Below are 19,864 nucleotides of genomic sequence, written 5' to 3'. Positions count from 1 at the left end.
CGAGGCCCGTCTTGTGCAGATCTTCAGCCCGGCAGGCCGACCGTGGGGTTGCCCAGATTGGTCCACTCGTTCATCGAGCCCGCGTAGAGCTTCGAGTTCTTGTTGCCCATGATTTCGTGCACCACGAACCAGGCGCCCGAAGCCAGGTGCCCGGTGTTGCAGTAGGTGGTGGTGGGCGCGTTGTCGCTGATGTTGGTGTCGTGGAAAATTTTCTTGTAGTCGGCGGCGCTCAGGAACATGGTGGCGCCATGATCATCCTTCACGATGGCATCGATCGGGAAGGACTTGGCACCAGGGAGGTGGCCGGCGGTCTTGTTGATCGGCTTCTTGGCGATGCCGAGGAATTGCGCGGTCGGGCGGGCGTCGATGTACTGCTCGGCGCCGCTCCTCAGGCCTTCCTTGACTTCTGCCGTCGTGGCCAGTAGCGCTTTGTCTTCACCCATTGCTTTCCAGTCGCCCTTGGCGGTCGGGGCAGGCTTGGTGCTCACCGGGAGGCCGGCGTTCAGCCAGGCGTTGGTGCCGCCGTTGAGGATGGCGATCTGGCCGTGCGGCACGCCGAAATAGCGCATTTGGAAGTACAGGCGGGTGCCACGGTCCATCGCGAACACGGCATTGCCGGTGGGCACGATGACGAAGGGCTTGCCGCTGTTCACGCCGGCGTCGTCCATCACCTTGGTGAAGTACTCGGCGGTGGGCATCATGGCCTTGAGCTTGACGCCGTCCACCGTGCGGGTTTCACGGATGTCGTTGAAGTTCACCAGCACGGCGCCAGCAATGTGGCCGCCGGATTTCTTGACCATGTGGTTGGCCATCACGGGCTGTTCGTCGAACGACTTGAGACTGCCGCCACCACGAATGTCCACCACCGTCACATCGTTCAGATGCGCCTTGAGCCATTGCGGTGTCACCAGCGGACCGGGCACATCCATGGCCATGGCGCCTTGTGCGGCGGCCATGCCCAGACCCAGAACGGTGGCGCTCATCAGATATTTCATTTTCATGTCAACTCCTCCTCGGTTTAAATCGATCAGACTGCATCCAAATTTGCAGATTCATGCGTCGGCTCGTGTCTAGCATCCTTGCCGACCTCTTTTTCCCGCGGCGCTTCGCCTCGGCAGGCCACGTGAAGCGGTTCATGGCGCCTGGCTTGCCCCGCCGCTCATCGGGGTGTGAACTGCGGCCGGCCACCACTGGATTCGGGGCGGCACGACAAGAAGCTGCTGGGCAGTTGTCGCGCCTGACCATGTCAACGAGGAGAGCGATTCATGGCTGTCCTGCAATCTAGTAGATACTGTACCGAGTAAATGTAGCCACCTTGTATCGACTGTGTCCAAGCGTTTCACCTGGCCTCGGTGTTTATGCGGAGCGGCATAACCCTAGGGCCGCAAGGTACGCATCCCCCCTTTTACATTCCTCTGCATGAACGCGACGCTGAAGTTGAACTTCGCACATCAGGCCAGCGCTCTGACCGCGGCAATGCCGTGGACGCCTTCACCGGCTGCTGGCGTCTGGCGCAAGCCGCTGGAGCGCGAGCAGCGCGAAAGCGGCCGCGCGGTGCGCTATGTGCCGGGCGCATCGTTTGCCACGCACGCTCATCCCATGGGCGAAGAGTTCTTGGTCCTGAGCGGCATGTTCCCCGACGAGCATGGCCACTATCCCGCCGGCTCCTGGTTGCGCAGCCCGCACCTGAGCCAGCATCAGCCCTTCAGCCGCGAAGGCTGCACCATCCTGGTGAAGGTCGGGCATCTGCCCGCGACGGCCGTCACCGCGTGATGGGGTGCCGCATGACGTGCGCCGCAAGCCTCAAGCGGCCGCTGGCGACGCCTACAATTCCGGGCGTTCCCAAGCCTGCCCCCCAGCCGCATGACTCACGCCCTGCTCACGACCTCCATCACTTCTCTGCCCTTGCTCTCGCGTGGCAAGGTGCGCGACAACTACGCCGTGGGCGACGACCTCATGCTGATGGTGGCAAGCGACCGCATCTCGGCCTTCGACGTGGTGATGGACCAGGGCATTCCGGGCAAAGGGGAAATGCTCACGCGCATTTCCTGCTTCTGGTTCGAACTGCTGGAAGATGTGGTGCCCAACCATCTCACCGGCATCGACCCCGAAAGCGTGGTGGCCGAGCACGAGCGTGAGCAGGTGCGGGGGCGCGGCCTGGTCGTCAGGCGTCTCAAGCCACTGCCGGTCGAGGCCGTGGTACGTGGTTACCTGGCCGGCTCGGGTTGGAAGGACTACCAGGCCAGCGGCAAGGTTTGCGGGGTGGATTTGCCCGATGGCCTGCAGCAGGCAGCCCGCTTGCCGCACCCCATTTTCACGCCCGCCACCAAGGCCGCGCTCGGCGAACACGACGAGAACATCGCCTTCGGCCAGATGGTGCGACTCATCGGTGTGGAACTCGCCGGCCAGGTGCGCGACGTCAGCCTGGAGATTTACAGCCGCGCGGCGGCCCACGCCAAGGCGCGCGGCATCATTTTGGCCGACACCAAGTTCGAGTTCGGCCTGGACAAGCAGGGCCGCCTGGTGTGGATGGACGAAGCGCTCACGCCCGACTCCTCCCGCTTCTGGCCAGCCGACCAGTGGCGCGAGGGCATCTCGCCGCCGAGCTTCGACAAGCAATTCCTGCGCGACTGGCTGGAAACCGTGCCCGGCTGGACCAAGCAGCCGCCCCCGCCCACCCTGCCGTCCGAGGTGCTGGACGGCACCGCGGCCAAATACCGCGAGGCGCTGGAGCGCATCACCGGGCCGGCTTGAGCCGTCGGTTCAGGCACCATGTTCCGAAAGCCGAGGACCCGCACGCAGCGGGCCCTCGGCTTTCGGGTTTCTGGCTCGCGCCTCAGCTCAAGACCACCATGCTCAGGCGGCGGCGGTAGCTTTCCACCGTGGGGTCGGTGGCGGGCGCCTGGCCTTCCGCGGGCTTGACCACCGGCGGCGCGATCAGTTCGAGGATGGCGACATAAGCCTTGCGTGCGGCATCCTCGTTCCAGCTCTTGTCGCGCATCAGGATGTCGAGCAGTTCGTCCATCGCCTCGGTCCAGCGCTGCCCCGCCATGTGGTGTTGGGCCAGGGCGAAGCGGGCGGCGAAGTCGCGCTTGTTCGTGGCGATTGCCGCTTGCAGCGTGGCGATGTCGGCAGCCGCTGCCGCGGCGTCGATGGCGTCCAGCCAGTGCTTCAGCGCACTCGCCAGGCGGTCGAGGGCCACCTTGCCGGCCAGCGGCTCGAAGGCGCGGCGCGCGTCGTCCAGGCGGCCCTCCTGCAGCAGCAGCTTGACATACTCGCCGCGCGCCGCATCGTTCGCGGGGTTGGTGGCCAGCGCTTGTTGCAGTTGCTCCAACTCGGAGACGGGCGCGGCGTCTGCCATGGCATCCGGCGCCTCGTGAGCGTCATCCTGGTCCGTGGAGGCAGGCACATGCTTGTCGAGGAACTCACGAATCTGCCCTTCGGGCAGAGCGCCGACAAAGCCGTCCACCGGCTGGCCGTCCTTCATCAGCACCACCATCGGAATGCTGCGCACGCCGAAAGCCTTGGCGAGTTCCTGCTCTTCCTCGGTGTTGACCTTCACCAGTTTGAAGCGGCCGCCGTAACTGGTTTCCAGCTTTTCCAGCACCGGACCCAGGCTGCGGCAAGGGCCGCACCACGGCGCCCACAGGTCCACCAGAACGGGCATGGTCTTCGAGGTTTCGACCACCTCGGTTTCGAAATTGGCTAGGTTTGCGTCGATCATGATGAGTTCTCCAAAACGCATAGATGGGGGCGCCACGGCCGATTTCCAGGGCGCACCGCAGGGCAGGGCGTGGGGGCTTGCAGGGCGGGCCTGAGCGTCAGCCGCAAGCATACCGGCCCCCGTAAAATGGGCGGATTTCGGAGCAAGCCGGAACAGCTCCGCATCAACAAGCAACACGAAAGAAAACGGCATGGCCTTGATCGGTGTGGTGATGGGTTCGAGTTCCGACTGGGACGTGATGCGGCATGCGGCCGAGATGCTGGCACGCTTCGACGTGGCGCACGAGGCCCGCGTGGTCTCGGCCCACCGCATGCCCGACGCCTTGTTCGCCTACGCCGAGGCCGCACGCGGCCGCGGCCTGGCGGCCATCATCGCCGGCGCCGGCGGCGCGGCCCATTTGCCCGGCATGCTGGCGGCCAAGACCACCGTGCCGGTGCTGGGCGTGCCCGTGCCCAGCAAGTATTTGCGCGGTGAAGACTCGCTCCTGTCCATCGTGCAGATGCCCAAGGGCATTCCGGTGGCAACCTTCGCCATCGGCGAGGCCGGGGCGGCCAATGCCGCGCTGTTCGCGCTGGCCATGCTGGCGGCGCACGACGCGGCGCTGCAGGCCCGGCTCGACGCCTTTCGCGCCGGGCAAACCGCACAGGCCGAGGCCATGCGTGTCGGGCTTTGATGGCGCCAGCGCCTGCTGTGCCGGCGGTCTCGTTGGCTTGTTCGGCGTTGTTCCGCGCCAAGCCCCGCGTGCGCTTTGCCAGAGCGTACGCGCCAGCTTTTCTCACACCATTTTTGCGCTGATGCCCGCATGACAGCCCATCCCACAGACTTCATCGCCCCCGGCGCGACCCTGGGCGTGCTCGGCGGTGGCCAGCTCGGACGCATGTTCGCGCAGGCGGCGCAAGCCGCTGGTTACACCGTGGCGGTGCTGGAACCCGACGCGCACGCGCCGGCCGCCCAGGTCACGCCGAACCATGTCCGCGCGTCATACGACGATGCCGACGCCTTGCACCAACTCGCGCGCATCACGGCGGCCGTGACCATCGAGTTCGAGAACGTTCCGGCCGCGACGCTCGACTGGCTGGACGCGCATGTGCAACTCGCGCCGCACGCGCCTGCCGTGGCCGTGTGCCAGGACCGCAGCGCCGAGAAGGCTCTGTTCACGCGCCTGGGCGTGGCCTGCGCGCCGCATGCGGTCATCGCCAGCGAGGCCGATGCGCGCACCGCGCACATCGAATCGCTGCTGCCCGGCATTTTGAAAACCGCGCGCCTGGGCTATGACGGCAAGGGCCAGATGACGGTGGCCAGCGCTGCCGATTTGCCTGCCGCCTGGCGTGCCCTCGGCGGCGTGACTTGCGTGCTGGAGCGCAAGCTCGACCTGCGCCAGGAGCTGTCCGTCATCCTGGCCCGTGGGCGGGATGGCCAGATCGTCCACCTGCCGCCGCAGCAGAACCTGCACCGCGACGGCATTCTGTTCGCCAGCTTCGCGCCGCCTTCCGCCTTGGAACCCGCCCTGGCGCAGCGCGCGGTGCAGGCCGCCCAGGCCATCGCCCGGGGGCTGGACTACGTGGGCGTGTTGTGCGTGGAATTTTTCGTGCTCGACGACGGCAGCCTGGTGGCCAACGAAATGGCGCCGCGCCCGCACAACTCCGGCCATCACACGCTGGACTCTTGCGACGTCTCGCAATTCGACCTGCAAGTGCGCGCCCTCGTCGGCGCCCCATTGGTCGCGCCGCGCCAGCACAGCCCCGCCGTCATGCTCAACTTGCTGGGCGATGTTTGGTTCGACCCCTCCGGCCAGCAGCGCGAGCCCGACTGGGCCGGTGTGCTGGCCCTGCCCGGCGCGCACCTGCATCTCTATGGCAAACGCGAGCCGCGCCGCGCACGCAAGATGGGCCACCTCACCTTCACCGCAGCCACAACGGCACAAGCCGCCCAGGCCGCACTGCAGGCTTGCAGCGTGCTCGGGCTGGAGCCCTTCTGATGCAAGCCGAAGGCCGTGGGCCACGGCGGGTCACGGAGGCCACCGTTCATTCCCGCGAGATCGTCCAGGCCGCACGCTTGCTCGAAGCCGGAGAACTCGTCGGCCTGCCCACCGAGACGGTGTACGGCCTGGCCGCAGACGCCGCCAACCCGCAGGCCGTGGCGAAGATCTACGCCGCCAAGGGCCGACCGGCGAATCATCCGGTCATCGTCCACCTGCACCGCGACGCCGACCCCTTGCGCTGGGCGGCCGAACTGCCCGATGCGGCGCGCAATCTCATCGCCGCCTTCTGGCCCGGCCCGCTGACGCTGGTCCTGCCGCGCCGCGCAGGCGTCGCCGAGGCCTGCGCCGGCGGCCAAGACACCATTGCCCTGCGCTGCCCCGACCACCCCGTGGCTCAGGCCGTGCTGGCTTTGTTCCAGGGCGGGCAGGGTGGCTTGGCCGCGCCTTCGGCCAACCGTTTCGGCCGCATCAGCCCCACGACCGCGGCCCATGTGCGTGCCGAATTGGGCGCGGCCGTGGCCCTGGTGCTCGACGGCGGCCCCTGTGCCGTGGGCATCGAAAGCACCATCGTCGACTGCACGCGCCTGCAAGCCATGGACGGCTTGCCACGCATCCTGCGGCCTGGCGGCGTGGAGGCGCAGGCCATCGCGGCCGTGCTGGGCTGCACAGAGCAAAGCCTGTTGGCGTTGCCCGACCCGCACCTCGACGCCCGACTGCAACCCCAGCGCGCGGGGATGGCGCCGGGTATGGCTATGCACGCAACGGACGCAGCGCCGGAGGCCCCGCGCGTGCCCGGCGCCCTGGCTTCGCACTACGCCCCGGCCACCCCCTTGCGCTTGTTGCAAGCCGATGCGCTCGACACCGCCTGGCCGAGTGCGCAGCGCATTGGGGTGCTGGCGCCGCGGAGCGCACCGGGCGCCAATCCCCAATCACGCTGGCTGGCCATGCCGGCCGATGCCCAGGCTTACGCCCAGGCGCTTTACGCGGCACTGCGGGAACTGGACGCCGCCGGGCTCAAGGCCATCTGGGCGCAGACACTGCCTGCCGATGCCGGTTGGGACGCGGTGCGCGACCGCCTGCAACGGGCCGCAGCCGACAAGCGCTGAGGATTTCGCGCGACGCAACGGCGTTTTTCAGCATCGCGCACGCTCCATCCGGCCCAGCAGGCGAGCGACGCCTCAGTCGATGCGCAGCCGTCGCCATCGCCCCGCGGCTGGCCGTCTGTTTCCTTACCAGCCAACTTGCTCATCCATGGCCGTGAAGCATTGGGCCGGCCCAATATCTCGCCCAGGGGCGCAAGCCAGCAGATTTCCACGCTTGTGCCAATTTGTTACACAACTGGCGGATTTTCGCAACCCGGGGTTTTCTCACTTGCCACCCTTCGCCACTTCGCTTAATCTAAACGAACGGTCGTGCTTTTACCGTGACAGGGCTGCAGGCGGAACTTGAGCTGCAGCCGATTGACCACAACATTCTGGAGACATCGGCATGCGTTATCCCATTTGGACTGCGCTGGCATTGGCCAGCGCATTGGCTCTTGCAGGTTGCGGTGGAGGCGGCAGCTCCAGCGCCCCGACCTTATCGACCGTCAGCAGCGTCAACGCGTCGAGCAAGGCTCCGACAGCGGCGCCTGCGGGTGGGTTCAAGGCCGTCGTGGCGTTTGGCGACAGCTTGTCTGACGATGGGGCATATACCCTTGCGGCAGTCAGTACCTACGGGGCTCAAGTGTCGTTTACGGGGCTGCCGTATCCAGCAGGCGGTCAGTTCACGATCAATGGCGCTGCCACTGGAAACTGGACCAATGTCTTGGCCAAGAGCATGGGCCTTGGTTTGACCCCGAATCTCATCGGCTACGGTACGGCGCAAGGCCCGGTCTATCTCACTTTGCAGGGCCCGACATCGCCCGGCGCTACGCCGCCATTTTGCGCATTTTCGGTCCAAGGGTCGTGTACCAATTTCGCCCAGGGCGGCTCCATGGTCAGCAACCCGAATGGCATCGGCCATAGCACCGGCGCGCTCACCATTCCCGTGACCCAGCAGGTGCAGAACTATCTCACCCAGTTCAGTACGTTCACCAGTGGCCAACTCATTACCGTGCTTGCCGGCAACAACGACATTTTCACCGCGCTGGGCAATGTGAGCACGCAGGTGACCCAGGCTGTGACGCAAGCCGCGACCCAGGCGGCGCAGGCCGGTACTCCGCTGACACCGGCCCAGATCGCCACAGTGCAGCAGCAGGCGACTTCGCAAGCTGTGGCGGTGGCACAAGCCACCGTGGGTGCGGCAGCCGATCAACTGGCTGGCGTGGTGCAAAACATCATCGCCAAGGGCGGGCAGTACGTCTTGGTCTACACCTTGCCCGATTCCTCCGTCACACCATTCGGCCGCGGCCTGCCTTACACCGGCGCATCACCACCCGCCGCTCCCCCCGCCGGCTATGTGTGCAACAACCAGGACCCAACCCAGCCCTGCTATTTGTTGTCCAACCTCGTGCAGGTGTTCAACCAGCGCTTGACGAATGACTTGCAGGGCCAGCCGGTGAAGATGCTCGATGGCTTCGCCTTGCTGAATCAGGAAATGGCCGATCCTTCCCAGTTTGGCTTCACCAACACCACCACGCCCTGGTGCAATCCGGCGACCACCAGTTCCCTGTTGTGCAACGTGAACACACCCTTCACTGCCGCCGGCGCCACCAGCGCCAATCTGAGTACTTGGCTATTCGCCGATTCGGTTCACCCCACACCCGCCGGTTATCAGGTCATCGCCAACGCAACTTTGCAGGCGATGAAGGGTTTCGGCTGGGCGCAATGACCACACGACAAGGAGATCTCACATGACAACTTTTCTGCGTCAATCATCCTGGTCGCTGGCTCCGGTTGCGGCCGCTCTGACGCTGGCCGCGGTTTTTGCCGCACCCAGCGCCCATGCGGATTCGGCCACGCCCAATACCGTGTTCGTCGGCCTGGCCTATCTGCAAAATCATTCCAGCTCGGCGGACTTGAGCGGCTACAACACGCCGCCCGGCTTGAACCTGAACGTTGGCAATGCCACGACGCTCGGCTTGACCTTTGTCCGCGACCTGCCGGGGCCCTGGAGCTTCGAGTTGGTGCTGGGCTATCCGCCCCGGGTGCGAACCGACGCCATGGGCGCCAACTGGGCCAAGGTCGGCGTCAAACCCGGAGTGGGCATCACCGATGTCGACGTCATCTCGCCCACGGCCTTCATCAACTACCACATCCTCGGCAAGCAATCGAAGTGGGATCCCTTCGTCGGTCTGGGCATCAACTACACGCGCTTCACCAACACCAAGGCGCTCAGTTCGCTCACCGACCATCTCGGCCCCACCCAGATCAGTCTGTCGGACTCCTGGGGCGCAGCAGCGCATGTCGGGCTGATCTATCACATCGACCCGCGCTGGTCGGTGGTCGGAACAGTGGCCGTCGCCGATGTGCAGAGCGATCTGACGTCCACGTCCTATTCGCCGATCAATCCCAGTCTCATCACCTCGCAGGCCAAGACGCACATCAACTTCCATCCCATCGTCTACACCGTGGCAGTGGGCTACAGCTTCTGAGTCAGTTGTGCAGGTGCCTGTTCAAAAGGGGCGCAAGCCCCTTTTTTCTTGGGCTCGGTGCGTGTGTTCGGCTGTTTTTATATACAGGTGTGATAAATTCTGATCCATCGTGAAACAATCGGGGCAGGACAAATGGAACAGGGCAAAACCATGGTGAGCGCGGAAAAGGCCAAGGCACTGGCTGCCGCGCTGTCACAGATTGAAAAACAGTTCGGCAAGGGTTCCATCATGCGCCTGGGCGAGGGCGAGGTGGTGGAGGACATCCAGGTCGTGTCCACCGGCTCGCTGGGGCTCGACATCGCCCTCGGTGTGGGCGGCCTGCCGCGCGGCCGGGTGGTGGAAATCTACGGCCCCGAATCCTCAGGCAAGACCACGCTGACGCTGCAGGTCATTGCCCAGATGCAAAAGCTCGGCGGCGTTTGCGCCTTCATCGACGCGGAACATGCGCTGGACTCGCAATACGCCCAGAAGCTGGGCGTCAACCTGCAAGACCTGCTGATCTCCCAGCCCGACACCGGCGAGCAGGCGCTGGAAATCGTCGATGCGCTGGTGCGCTCCGGTTCGGTCGACCTGGTCGTGGTCGACTCGGTCGCCGCGCTCACGCCCAAGGCTGAAATCGAAGGGGAAATGGGCGATTCGCTGCCGGGGCTGCAAGCGCGGCTGATGAGCCAGGCGCTGCGCAAGCTCACCGGCAGCATCAAGCGCACCAACACCATGGTGATCTTCATCAACCAGATCCGCATGAAAATCGGCGTCATGTTCGGCAATCCCGAAACCACCACCGGTGGCAACGCGCTCAAGTTCTACGCCTCGGTGCGCCTGGACATCCGCCGCATCGGCGCCATCAAGAAAGGCGAGGAAGTCATCGGCTCCGAGACCAAGGTCAAGGTGGTGAAGAACAAGGTGGCGCCGCCGTTCAAGCAGGCCGAATTCGACATTCTGTATGGCGAGGGCATTTCGCGCGAAGGCGAAATCATCGACCTCGGCGTGAACGCCAAGATCGTCGATAAATCCGGTGCCTGGTATGCCTACAAAGGTGAAAAAATCGGTCAGGGCAAGGACAATGCCCGCGAGTTCCTGAAAGAGAACCCGGCCATCGCCACTGAAATCGAAAACGCCGTGCGCGAACAACTCGGCGTGCCCGGCCTGCAAGCTGCCGCAGTTTCAGTGGACGCGTGAGCGGCAGGCACGTCCCCAAGCAAACCGCCGGGTCGTCCCAAGGTTCGCGATCCCCGTCGGGGTGCGGGGTGGCGCAAGACGAACCCCCTGGGGGAACCAGCAGTCTCAAGGCGCGGGCCTTGAGACTGCTGACCATGCGCGAGCACAGCCGTGCCGAGCTTGAACGCAAACTCTCGCGCACCCGCAAGGCGGGCGACCTTCCGCCCGATCGGGCGGAGCTCGCTGCCATGCTGGATGAGCTACAGACGCTTGGCCTGCTCGACGAGCAGCGTTTCGCCGAATCCCTGGTGCGCAGGCGATCGGTCAAGTACGGCAGCCAGCGCATCGGCCAGGAACTGCGCATGCACGGGTTGGACGAGGGCACTGTGAGCGGCGCGCTTGACGCGCTCAACGCGCCCTTGCAGGACGATCTGGCGCGGGCGTTGCGCATTCTGCGCAAGCGCCATCCCGAGCCTGTGAGCAGCCCCCAGGAGCATGCGCGGCAGCAGCGTTTCCTGGCTGCGCGTGGCTTCCCGCACGATGTGATACGGCAGGCGATGAAGCTGCATGCCGCGACGCACCGAAAGGGCGCCATGGACGACGCCCCGGACTCTGACCCGCATGAAGACCCGCAGGAGCATCCTGACGACACTCCACCGCCCGACGCTGCCGATTGAATGGGCGGCATCCCCGCCGTATGCACTGCTAAACTTAAATTTTTGCGCTGCATCAATTCCCGTGTCACCGACCGAAAACCAGAACAAAGCGCCGCCTCTAGCCACGTCAGCTCCCGCTGAGGGCCTCGCGCATGTCGCACGCTCGACCTCCCGCCGCCTGGTGCAAACGCGGTCCATCAGCCTGCAGGTTTATGCCCGTGACGATGGTCTGTGGGACATCGAGGCCGAGTTGATCGACACCAAAACGCGCGATTTCGAGCTGACTGCCGGCCTGCGCCGCGCCGGGCAGCCCATTCACCACATGCGGCTGACCTTGACCATCGACATCGCGTTTCACATCGTCGACGCCGACGCGCATACCTTGGCCGCGCCCTATCCCGGCTACTGCGAAGACTATGGCGACGCCTACCGCAGTCTCATCGGCCTGAACCTGATGCATGGCTTCTCGCCTGCGGTCAGGCAACGCTTGCACGGGGCTCTGGGCTGCACCCACATCACCGAACTCACCCGCGTCCTGCCCACGGCCGCCATCCAGGCGTTTGCCGGCGAAGTGGTGCGCCCGGAAGCCAGCGAGGGCAAGCAGCCCTTCCAACTCGACCGCTGTCACGCGCTCCGCCTGGACGGCCCCGCCGTGCTGCGCTATTACCCCCGCTGGGCCAGGCCTGCGGCGCACAATTCCGACAGCAGCGTGAGCGCCGGCGGTGCTTCGCGATCCGGCTGACGACACGCATTCCAATCCACCTGAAGCGCCTGTTCAACTCCACCCTAACCTGCCAGAGGCCTCCGAACATGAAGATTCACGAATACCAGGGCAAACAGATCTTGCGCGAATGCGGGGTGTCCGTGCCACGCGGCGCGCCCGCGTACACGGTGGATGAGGCCGTGCATGCGGCGCAGCAACTCGGCGGGCCGGTGTGGGTGGTCAAGGCGCAGATCCACGCCGGCGGGCGCGGCAAGGGCGGGGGCGTGAAGCTGGCGCGCTCGGTGGAGGAGGTGCGCACCCTGGCCGGGCAGATGCTTGGCATGCAACTCATCACCCACCAGACCGGGCCTGCGGGCCAGACCGTGCGGCGGCTGCTGATCGAAGAAGGCGCCGACATCCGCCAGGAGTACTACGCCGGGCTGGTGATCGACCGCGCGGCGCAATGCGTGGTGGTGATGGCCTCCAGCGAGGGCGGCATGGACGTCGAAGACGTCGCCGCCCACAGCCCCGAGAAGATCCACAAGGTGTGGGTCGATCCGCTCACCGGCCTGCAAGACGCCGACGCGCTGGCCCTGTGCGCCAAGATCGGCCTGCCCGAAGCCAGCCGGGCCCAAGGCGCCGCCGCCCTGCAAGGGCTGTACCGCGCCTTCTGGGACAACGACGCCTCGCTGGCCGAGATCAACCCCCTCATCGTGCAAGGCGACGGCAGCGTCAAGGCCCTGGACGCCAAGTTCAACATCGACGACAACGCCCTGTTCCGCCACCCCGAGCTGCAAGCCCTGCGCGACCTCGACGAAGAAGACCCCGCAGAGATCGAAGCCTCCAAGCACGAGTTGTCCTACATCCAGCTCGACGGCAACATCGCCTGCCTGGTCAACGGCGCCGGCCTGGCCATGGCCACCATGGACACCATCAAGCTGTTCGGCGGCGAGCCGGCCAACTTCCTCGACGTCGGCGGCGGCGCCACGGCCGAGAAAGTCACCGCCGCGTTCAAGATCATGCTGCACAACCCGCATGTCAAAGCCATCCTGGTGAACATCTTCGGCGGCATCATGCGCTGCGACACCATCGCCGAAGGGCTGATTGCCGCCAGCCAGGCCGTGGCGCTCAAGGTGCCGCTGGTGGTGCGCATGAAGGGCACCAACGAGGACATCGGCAAGCAGATGCTGGCCGAGTCCGGCCTGCCCATCATCAGCGCCGAAACCCTGGCCGAAGCCGCCCAGAAGGTCGTCGCCGCGGCGGCCTGAGCCCACACCCCTTTCCGGAGCCTTTCTCCATCCTTTCTGCACGTCCAAAGCGCAGGGCCGCCCCAAGCTTTGGACGCCCATTCAATCCGGGGCCAAGTATCGCGGGAGCGCAGCGACCGAAACTTGGCCCCGCTCGGAGGCTTGTATGTCCATCCTCATCGACAAGAACACCAAAGTCATCACCCAAGGCATCACCGGCAAGACCGGCCAGTTCCACACCCGCATGTGCCGCGACTACGCCCACGGCCGCGCCGCCTTCGTCGCCGGGGTCAACCCGAAGAAGGCCGGGGAGGACTTCGAGGGCATTCCCATCCACGCCAGCGTGGCCGAGGCCCGCGCGGCCACCGGAGCCACCGTCTCCGTCATCTACGTGCCGCCCCCCGGCGCGGCCGCGGCGATCTGGGAAGCCGTCGAGGCCGACCTCGATCTGGTCATCTGCATCACCGAGGGCATTCCGGTGCGCGACATGATGGAAGTACGCGCCAGGATGCGCGCCAAGGAGGCCGGCGGCGGCAAGCGCACCCTGCTGCTGGGGCCGAACTGCCCGGGGCTGATCACGCCGGATGCAATCAAGATCGGCATCATGCCCGGGCACATCCACCGCAAGGGGCGCATCGGCGTGGTGTCGCGCTCGGGCACGCTGACCTACGAGGCGGTGGGGCAGGTCACCGAGCTGGGGCTGGGGCAGAGCAGCGCGGTGGGCATCGGCGGCGACCCCATCAACGGTCTGAAGCACATCGACGTGCTCAAGCTGTTCAACGACGACCCCGACACCGATGGCGTCATCATGATCGGCGAGATCGGCGGCCCCGACGAGGCCGAGGCCGCGCTCTGGGCCAAGCAGCACATGACCAAGCCCATCGTCGGTTTCATCGCCGGCGTCACCGCGCCTGCGGGCAAGCGCATGGGCCATGCCGGCGCGCTCATCGCCGGCGGCGCCGACACCGCCGAAGCCAAGCTGGACGTGATGCACGCCTGCGGCTTCACCGTCACCCGCAACCCGTCGGAAATGGGCCAACTCATCCAGAAACGGCTGGGCTGATTGGGGTTTGACGCGCGTCCCTGGCGAGGTGCGCGGTGTCGGTGCGACAGCCGCTTGGCTGGGCCGACGTCTGAATCGCGCCACAAGCCTGGCCAGCGCTGGCCGCGACGCAGCCCTGAGTCACTTGCCAGGGCACTCTCCCGCTATGCTGCAGCGTGATGCGCTTGAATGCGCATGGTGTCCCCAGCATTCGTTCGGAGCTTTGCCTTGACCCTGGAGTCCTTTCTCACCCCCGTGTTCTGGGCCGCTCTGGGCCAGATTGTCCTGATCGACATTCTGCTCGGCGGGGATAACGCCGTGGTCATCGCCCTGGCCAGCCGCAAGCTGCCGTTGCCGCAGCGGCGCAAAGCCATCGTGTGGGGCACCGCGGGCGCCATCGGCTTGCGTGTGGTGCTGATTTTTTTCGCCCTCACCTTGCTCAAGCTGCCGTTCCTCAAAATTGTCGGCGCCTTGCTGTTGCTCTGGATTGGCGTCAAGCTGATGCAGCCCGAGGATGACGAGGGCGCTCACGGCGACGTGCGGTCGCCCGACAGATTATGGGCCGCCGTCAAGACGGTCATCATCGCCGACTTTGTCATGAGCCTGGACAACGTCATCGCCATTTCCGGCGCGGCGCAGAACGCCGGTTCCGACCACAGCATGGTTCTGGTGGTGTTCGGCCTGGTGCTCAGCGTGCCCATCATCGTCTGGGGCAGCCAACTGGTCATCACGCTGATGACGCGGTTCCCTATCATCATCACGCTCGGTGCCATACTGTTAGGTTGGATCGCCGGTGGCCTGGTGGTGACCGATCCGGCGACCGAGTCCTGGGTGCAGCAACAGCCCTGGGCCAAGCAGGCAACGGCCCTGGCCGGTGCTGTCGGCGCTGCCATCGTCTGGGGTGCCGGACACTGGCAGCGTCGTCGGAACACCATGACTGCTCACGGTTCCTGACCATCGCCCAAACAACTCATCCAGACCCCGATCCCTATGCCAAGCCTTGCCGACAAGCCGCGCGCCCTGCAATTGGAGATGGCCAGTTGCACCGATATGGGCCGGGTGCGCGAGCACAACGAAGACGCCATCGCCTGCGACGCGGTCGCTGGCATTGCGGTGCTGGCCGACGGCATGGGGGGCTATGCGGCCGGCGAAGTTGCCAGCGGCGTGGCTGCGGCGCAGATCAATGCCGACCTGTCGCGCCTCAAGGCCGAGTACCCGCGCATCAGCGCCGTTGACTTGTCGAATGCCATGCGCGAATCCATCCGGCGCGTGAATACCCAGATCTACCGCTCCGCCAAGCAAGATCTGCGTTACTCCGGCATGGGCACGACACTGGTTGCCGTGGCCTTTACCGGCAATGTGGCGGTGCTTGGCCACGCGGGCGATTCGCGTGCCTACTTGCTGCGCCAGCAGCGCCTGACGCAGATCACCAAGGATCATTCGCTGCTGCAGGAGCAGATCGACATGGGCCTCGTTCGGGTGGGTGACGCCGGAGCGAAAGCCGTGAAGAATCTGGTGACGCGGGCTTTGGGTGTGGATTTGTCCCTGGAGCCGGAGCTCGGCATGACCCCAGTGTTGCCGGGGGATCGGATCCTGCTGTGCTCCGACGGCCTGAGCGACATGTTGTCCGACAACAGCATCCAGACCATCCTGAACGATTATGAAGATGCCGCTGAAGCTGCTGCCCTTCGCCTCGTGCAGGAGGCCAATTTGGCCGGCGGGCGCGATAATATTTCCGTCATCATCGTGACGCTGCACCAAGGTGCATGCGTTTGATCGTACAAAGACGCAAGCTTCCTCCCTGCCCAATGCGACGCCCGATGTTCCCGTGCCCTCAACTCCAACACACAAGGTAGATCGCCATGGCCAAACTGGTCATCTTTCTCGACGACAAAGTGCTCAAGGAAGTGGTTCTCAACAAGGACCGCGTCACCCTGGGGCGGCGCCCGCACAACGATGTGGTGATCGACAACCTGGCCGTGAGCGGCGAGCATGCCGTGTTGCTGCGCGAAGGCGATGGCTATGTGGTGCAGGACCTGGGCAGCACCAACGGGTCCTACATCAACGGCAAGCCGATCAAGCGTGCCGCCTTCAACGAGGGCGACTCGCTGGACATCGGCAAATACACCCTGCGCCTGCTGTCGGACTCGAAGCAATCCGCCTTTGCCGGCTCGCGGTTCGGCAACTCTCGCTTCGGCCCCACAGGCTTCACCAATTCGGGCGGGACTGGAACCAGCTTTCGCAATTCGCGCAGTGGGGTGACCACCTCCAGTTACAGCCCGACGCAACATCAGGATGGCGGCTTGCCGGCGTTCAAGATCCGCGTGGTCAGCGGTGCCGCAGCGGGCACCGAGCTAGTGCTCAGCAAGCCGCAAACCACCTTCGGCCAACATGGTGTCATGGTCGTGTCGATTCAGCGCAATCCACGTGGCTACGAGTTGTCCCAAGTCGAGGGCGAGCAGCGTGTGCGCATCAACGGCGCCGCGCTCGGCCTGGTACCTGCGGTGCTGACTTCAGGCGATGTGGTCGAACTGGCTGGCGGCACGCGCTTGCAAATTCTGCCAGCCTGAAGGCCGGTGCTTGAGCCGCTGCCACGCGGCTTGTTTCTGTTTGGGGCCTAGGCTTCGGGCAAGGATGACTGCGAGTCGTTCGCCCGCGCCCAAACAGCCGCAGGGCTGTTCGGAGCCGCACGGACTCAGCGATTCACGCGCATGAGTTTGAGCATATTCGTGCCACCCGGGGCGCCCATGGGCTCGCCGCAGGTGATGGCGTAGCTGTCGCCAATGGCTAGCGCATGATTTTTCACCAGCAGGATTTCGGCCTGCTTCAGCGCTTCGTCGCGGTCATTGGAAAACTGCATGTGCACCGGACGCACATTGCGGTAGAGCGTCATGCGGCGCACCGAGCTTACCTTGGGCGAGAGCGCGTAGATGGGCATGCGCACACGGTGGCGGCTCATCCACAGCGCGGTGGAGCCTGACTCAGTGAGCGCCACGATGGCCTTGCAGTCCAGATGGTGCGCCGTGAACAGCGCCGCCATGGCGATGGAATGGTCGATGCGCGTGAAACTCTTGTCGACGAAGTCGCGCTCGAGTTTCATTTCCTCGAAGCGCTCGGCTTCGACGCAGATGCTGGCCATGGCTTCCACCGTTTCAACCGGGTATTTGCCGGCGGCTGTTTCCGCCGAGAGCATGACCGCGTCGGTGCCGTCGAGTACGGCGTTGGCCACGTCCGACACTTCGGCGCGGGTGGGCACGGCGTTGGTGATCATGGACTCCATCATCTGCGTCGCGGTGATCACCACGCGGTCCATGTCGCGGGCCATGCGGATCATGCGTTTTTGCAGCGCCGGTACCGCGGCGTTGCCGACTTCAACCGCCAGGTCTCCGCGTGCCACCATGATGCCGTCGGACGCCTTCAGGATTTCCGCCAGCGCCGGAATGGCCTCGGCGCGCTCGATCTTGGCGATGAGCGCCGGCTTGTGGCCATGGGCCGCGCCGGCCACATTCGCCAACTGCCGCGCCAGTTCCATATCGGTGGCGCTCTTCGGGAACGACACGGCCAGATAGTCGGCCTGGAAAGCCATTGCGGTGCGGATGTCCTCCATGTCCTTGGCCGCGAGGGCCGGTGCCGACAGGCCGCCGCCCTGCTTGTTGATGCCTTTGTTGTTCGACAGCTCGCCGCCGATGACCACCGTGGTGATGATCTTCGAGCCCTCCACCGCATCGACCGCGAGCACGATCAGGCCATCGTTGAGCAGCAGCCGGTCGCCCTGTTTCACGTCGCTCGGCAGGTCCTTGTAGTCCAGCCCGGCGATGTCCGCATTGCCCAGTTCGCACTCCGCGTCCAGGGTGAAGCGATTGCCCTTTTCCAGCAGGATCTTGCCGCCGGCGAATTTGCCGACGCGGATTTTCGGCCCCTGCAGATCGGCCATGATGGCGACCTCGCGGCCGCAGCGCTTGGCCGTGTCGCGCACCAGGACAGCGCGGTCGATATGGTCTTGCGCGTTGCCATGGGAGAAATTCAGCCGAACCACATCGACCCCGGCGCGGATGATGCGTTCGAGGACTTCGGGTGAGGCGCTGGCCGGGCCGATGGTGGCCACGATTTTGGTTGCACGGGTCATGGAATGGGAATGTTGGGATCGGTGGAAAGCGGCGTGGCTGACAAGCAGGAAGGCAACAGACAAAAAATACTGCAAAACCGTGAACAATTGAACAGCAGTGTAGGCCTGGATCGGGGTCGTTCCGCACAAAACAGTCTGAATCTGGACGTATGCTTTGACCACGCGCATTGGGCCAAGACATCCCGGCGCGACGATGTGAGGCCAAGGGGGCGGTATGGGGCGGTTGAGATGGATCACGCCGGGGCGGAGCCGCAAACAGCAGCTTCCTGGACCTGGGGTCTGGCGCACGCGCCTGTGAGCCCGGCATGGCCACGACCTTTCCCCTTGACGATCTCACCGACTCGGCCGCGGTCCGCCGCCTGCTCGAGGCCGTCGACCTTCCCATCGGCCGCTGGGATGTGCAATCCCGCCTGACCTTCTGCAATCCGCCCTACTTGCGCTGGGCCCGGTTGCCGGCGCAGGCCTTGCTCGGCAGAACCCTGGCCGAGCTTTACGGCGTCGAGGCCTGGGAGCGAGCCCAAAACGCCTTTGCACTGGCCTTCCAGGGCCAGCCAGCCGAGTACGAACGCCTGTTGACCCACCTGCAGCCGCCGCGCTGGGGCCGCGTCCAGGTGTTTCCCGAACTCACCGCGCAGGGCGAGGTGACGGCCGTCTATACCGTTGCGTTCGATATCCACAACGACGTCGTGCTGGCCGAATCGCTGCGTCGGTCCAACTGGCTGCTGGAGCAGCACATGCTCAATGCGCCATGGGGCGTGGTGGAAACCGATGGCGCTCTGCGTGTCACGCGCTGGTCGCGCGCGGCCGAACAGATCCTCGGCTACACCGCCAGCGAGAGCTTGCGGCTGGACTGCCTCGATCGTGGCGTGGCGCCTGAAAACTTGCCGCAGTGGCATGACACCCTGCGGCGCATCAGGCAGGGCGAGTTGCAATCGTCCGTCGTGCAGCGGCCGCACCATTTGCCCGGTGGGCAACGGATCTGGAGCGAATGGACCTTGTCAGCCCTGCGCAATGACGCCGGCAGCATGGTCTCGCTGCTGTGCTTCGTGCGCGATGTCTCCGCCCAGGTGCGCCGCCATGCGCTCCTGCAGCGCGAGGCCGAGCACGACGCGCTCACCGGCGTGCTCAGCCGCCGCGCCATCATGCGCCGGCTGGACGTCGCCCTGGAACGGCGCCAGCCTGGCGAGCTGTTGGCGGTGTGCTTCATCGACCTGGACGGATTCAAGCCGGTGAACGACAGCCTCGGCCACCATGAGGGCGACCGCCTGCTCATGCATGTGGCCAAGGCCCTGGCCGCCAGCGTTCGCGGCGAGGACGTCGTCGGCCGCCTCGGTGGCGATGAATTCGTCGTGGTGGCGCTGCTGCGCAGCGAGCGCGATGCCGGCGTGCTGGCCGAAAAACTGGTGTGCGCCGTGCGCGATGCGTCCCTCGGCCTGCATCCACGCACGCAGGTCACCGCCAGCGTCGGTGTGGCCATGGTGCCGCAACACGCGCGCAACAACTTCGAGTTGCTGCAGCGTGCCGACGACGCCATGTACACGGCCAAGCGCAGCGGCAAGAACCGTTGGGTCATCTGCCCCAATCCGGATGCTGGACAGACGCAGTTTCCAGGCAAGTCTGCCGCCGTCTGAACGCGATGCGCCGACCTGGCGC

19 protein-coding genes are annotated in these 19,864 nt (G+C 65.3%); 16 read left to right on the top strand and 3 right to left on the bottom strand.

The annotated features are described in order from the left end of the window. Window positions 1–23: 23 nt before the first annotated feature. Window positions 24–1,001 (bottom strand): sulfurtransferase, encoded by a 978-nt coding sequence (locus THIX_RS20325; protein WP_112487675.1) that lies wholly within the window; start codon window positions 999–1,001, stop codon window positions 24–26. 418 nt (window positions 1,002–1,419) lie between these two features. Between THIX_RS20325 and THIX_RS24425 the strand changes: the two genes are divergently transcribed. Together THIX_RS24425 and THIX_RS20315 are read left to right on the top strand one after the other, a co-directional pair. Next, window positions 1,420–1,773 (top strand): cupin domain-containing protein, encoded by a 354-nt coding sequence (locus THIX_RS24425; RefSeq protein WP_233224654.1) that lies wholly within the window; start codon window positions 1,420–1,422, stop codon window positions 1,771–1,773. A gap of 90 nt (window positions 1,774–1,863) precedes the next feature. Beyond that, window positions 1,864–2,754: a phosphoribosylaminoimidazolesuccinocarboxamide synthase gene (locus tag THIX_RS20315; RefSeq protein ID WP_112487674.1), complete on the top strand. Its 891-nt coding sequence runs from the start codon at window positions 1,864–1,866 to the stop codon at window positions 2,752–2,754. 82 nt (window positions 2,755–2,836) lie between these two features. On the opposite strand, the gene trxA is transcribed toward THIX_RS20315, so the two are convergent. After that, window positions 2,837–3,724: a thioredoxin gene (gene trxA, locus THIX_RS20310; protein WP_112487673.1), complete on the bottom strand. Its 888-nt coding sequence runs from the start codon at window positions 3,722–3,724 to the stop codon at window positions 2,837–2,839. A gap of 190 nt (window positions 3,725–3,914) precedes the next feature. Between trxA and purE the strand changes: the two genes are divergently transcribed. The 13 genes from purE (at window position 3,915) to THIX_RS20245 (ending at window position 16,655) form a co-directional block, all read left to right on the top strand. Next, window positions 3,915–4,397 (top strand): 5-(carboxyamino)imidazole ribonucleotide mutase, encoded by a 483-nt coding sequence (gene purE / locus THIX_RS20305; RefSeq protein WP_112487672.1) that lies wholly within the window; start codon window positions 3,915–3,917, stop codon window positions 4,395–4,397. Between the two features lie 129 nt (window positions 4,398–4,526). Continuing rightward, complete coding sequence (locus THIX_RS20300; RefSeq protein WP_112487671.1) at window positions 4,527–5,702, top strand: 5-(carboxyamino)imidazole ribonucleotide synthase; 1,176 nt, start codon at window positions 4,527–4,529, stop codon at window positions 5,700–5,702. Further along, window positions 5,702–6,811, top strand: coding sequence for an L-threonylcarbamoyladenylate synthase (locus THIX_RS20295; RefSeq protein ID WP_112487670.1), 1,110 nt, complete (start codon window positions 5,702–5,704; stop codon window positions 6,809–6,811). Before THIX_RS20300 ends, THIX_RS20295 begins: the two co-directional genes overlap by 1 nt. Before the next feature lie 382 nt (window positions 6,812–7,193). Next, window positions 7,194–8,516 (top strand): SGNH/GDSL hydrolase family protein, encoded by a 1,323-nt coding sequence (locus tag THIX_RS20290; RefSeq protein WP_112487669.1) that lies wholly within the window; start codon window positions 7,194–7,196, stop codon window positions 8,514–8,516. Window positions 8,517–8,538: 22 nt separating this feature from the next. Further along, window positions 8,539–9,279: an OmpW family protein gene (locus THIX_RS20285; protein WP_112487668.1), complete on the top strand. Its 741-nt coding sequence runs from the start codon at window positions 8,539–8,541 to the stop codon at window positions 9,277–9,279. Between the two features lie 132 nt (window positions 9,280–9,411). Then, window positions 9,412–10,458 (top strand): recombinase RecA, encoded by a 1,047-nt coding sequence (recA, locus tag THIX_RS20280; RefSeq protein WP_112487667.1) that lies wholly within the window; start codon window positions 9,412–9,414, stop codon window positions 10,456–10,458. A 119-nt stretch (window positions 10,459–10,577) separates the two neighbouring features. Continuing rightward, a complete protein-coding gene (locus THIX_RS20275) occupies window positions 10,578–11,114 on the top strand; it encodes a regulatory protein RecX (protein WP_233224653.1) in 537 nt (178 codons plus the stop codon). Between the two features lie 157 nt (window positions 11,115–11,271). Continuing rightward, the gene (locus THIX_RS20270) at window positions 11,272–11,835 is read left to right on the top strand and encodes a DUF2889 domain-containing protein (protein ID WP_256360014.1); all 564 of its coding nucleotides are present in this window, start codon (window positions 11,272–11,274) and stop codon (window positions 11,833–11,835) included. Window positions 11,836–11,903: 68 nt separating this feature from the next. Next, on the top strand, window positions 11,904–13,064 hold the full coding sequence (gene sucC / locus THIX_RS20265) for an ADP-forming succinate--CoA ligase subunit beta (RefSeq protein WP_112486591.1): 1,161 nt from the start codon (window positions 11,904–11,906) through the stop codon (window positions 13,062–13,064). Window positions 13,065–13,209: 145 nt separating this feature from the next. After that, window positions 13,210–14,106 carry a succinate--CoA ligase subunit alpha gene (gene sucD / locus THIX_RS20260; RefSeq protein WP_112487664.1) on the top strand — a complete coding sequence of 299 codons (897 nt, stop codon included), beginning with the start codon at window positions 13,210–13,212 and terminating at the stop codon, window positions 14,104–14,106. Window positions 14,107–14,319: 213 nt separating this feature from the next. After that, window positions 14,320–15,039 (top strand): TerC family protein, encoded by a 720-nt coding sequence (locus THIX_RS20255; RefSeq protein WP_112488507.1) that lies wholly within the window; start codon window positions 14,320–14,322, stop codon window positions 15,037–15,039. A 36-nt stretch (window positions 15,040–15,075) separates the two neighbouring features. Next, window positions 15,076–15,861 carry a Stp1/IreP family PP2C-type Ser/Thr phosphatase gene (locus THIX_RS20250; RefSeq protein ID WP_112487663.1) on the top strand — a complete coding sequence of 262 codons (786 nt, stop codon included), beginning with the start codon at window positions 15,076–15,078 and terminating at the stop codon, window positions 15,859–15,861. An 86-nt stretch (window positions 15,862–15,947) separates the two neighbouring features. Then, window positions 15,948–16,655, top strand: a complete 708-nt coding sequence (locus THIX_RS20245) for an FHA domain-containing protein (protein WP_112487662.1) — start codon at window positions 15,948–15,950, stop codon at window positions 16,653–16,655. A 125-nt stretch (window positions 16,656–16,780) separates the two neighbouring features. Here the strand turns inward: THIX_RS20245 and pyk are convergent, their stop codons facing one another. Then, a complete protein-coding gene (pyk, locus tag THIX_RS20240) occupies window positions 16,781–18,211 on the bottom strand; it encodes a pyruvate kinase (RefSeq protein ID WP_112488506.1) in 1,431 nt (476 codons plus the stop codon). 305 nt (window positions 18,212–18,516) lie between these two features. Between pyk and THIX_RS20235 the strand changes: the two genes are divergently transcribed. Further along, window positions 18,517–19,842: a sensor domain-containing diguanylate cyclase gene (locus THIX_RS20235; RefSeq protein ID WP_112487661.1), complete on the top strand. Its 1,326-nt coding sequence runs from the start codon at window positions 18,517–18,519 to the stop codon at window positions 19,840–19,842. Window positions 19,843–19,864: the final 22 nt, after the last annotated feature.

This window comes from Thiomonas sp. X19 (assembly GCF_900089495.1).
Taxonomy (GTDB): Bacteria; Pseudomonadota; Gammaproteobacteria; order Burkholderiales; family Burkholderiaceae_C; genus Thiomonas_A.
Note: the sequence above shows the minus strand (reverse complement) of the source record. Positions and strands in the feature narration are given on the sequence as shown.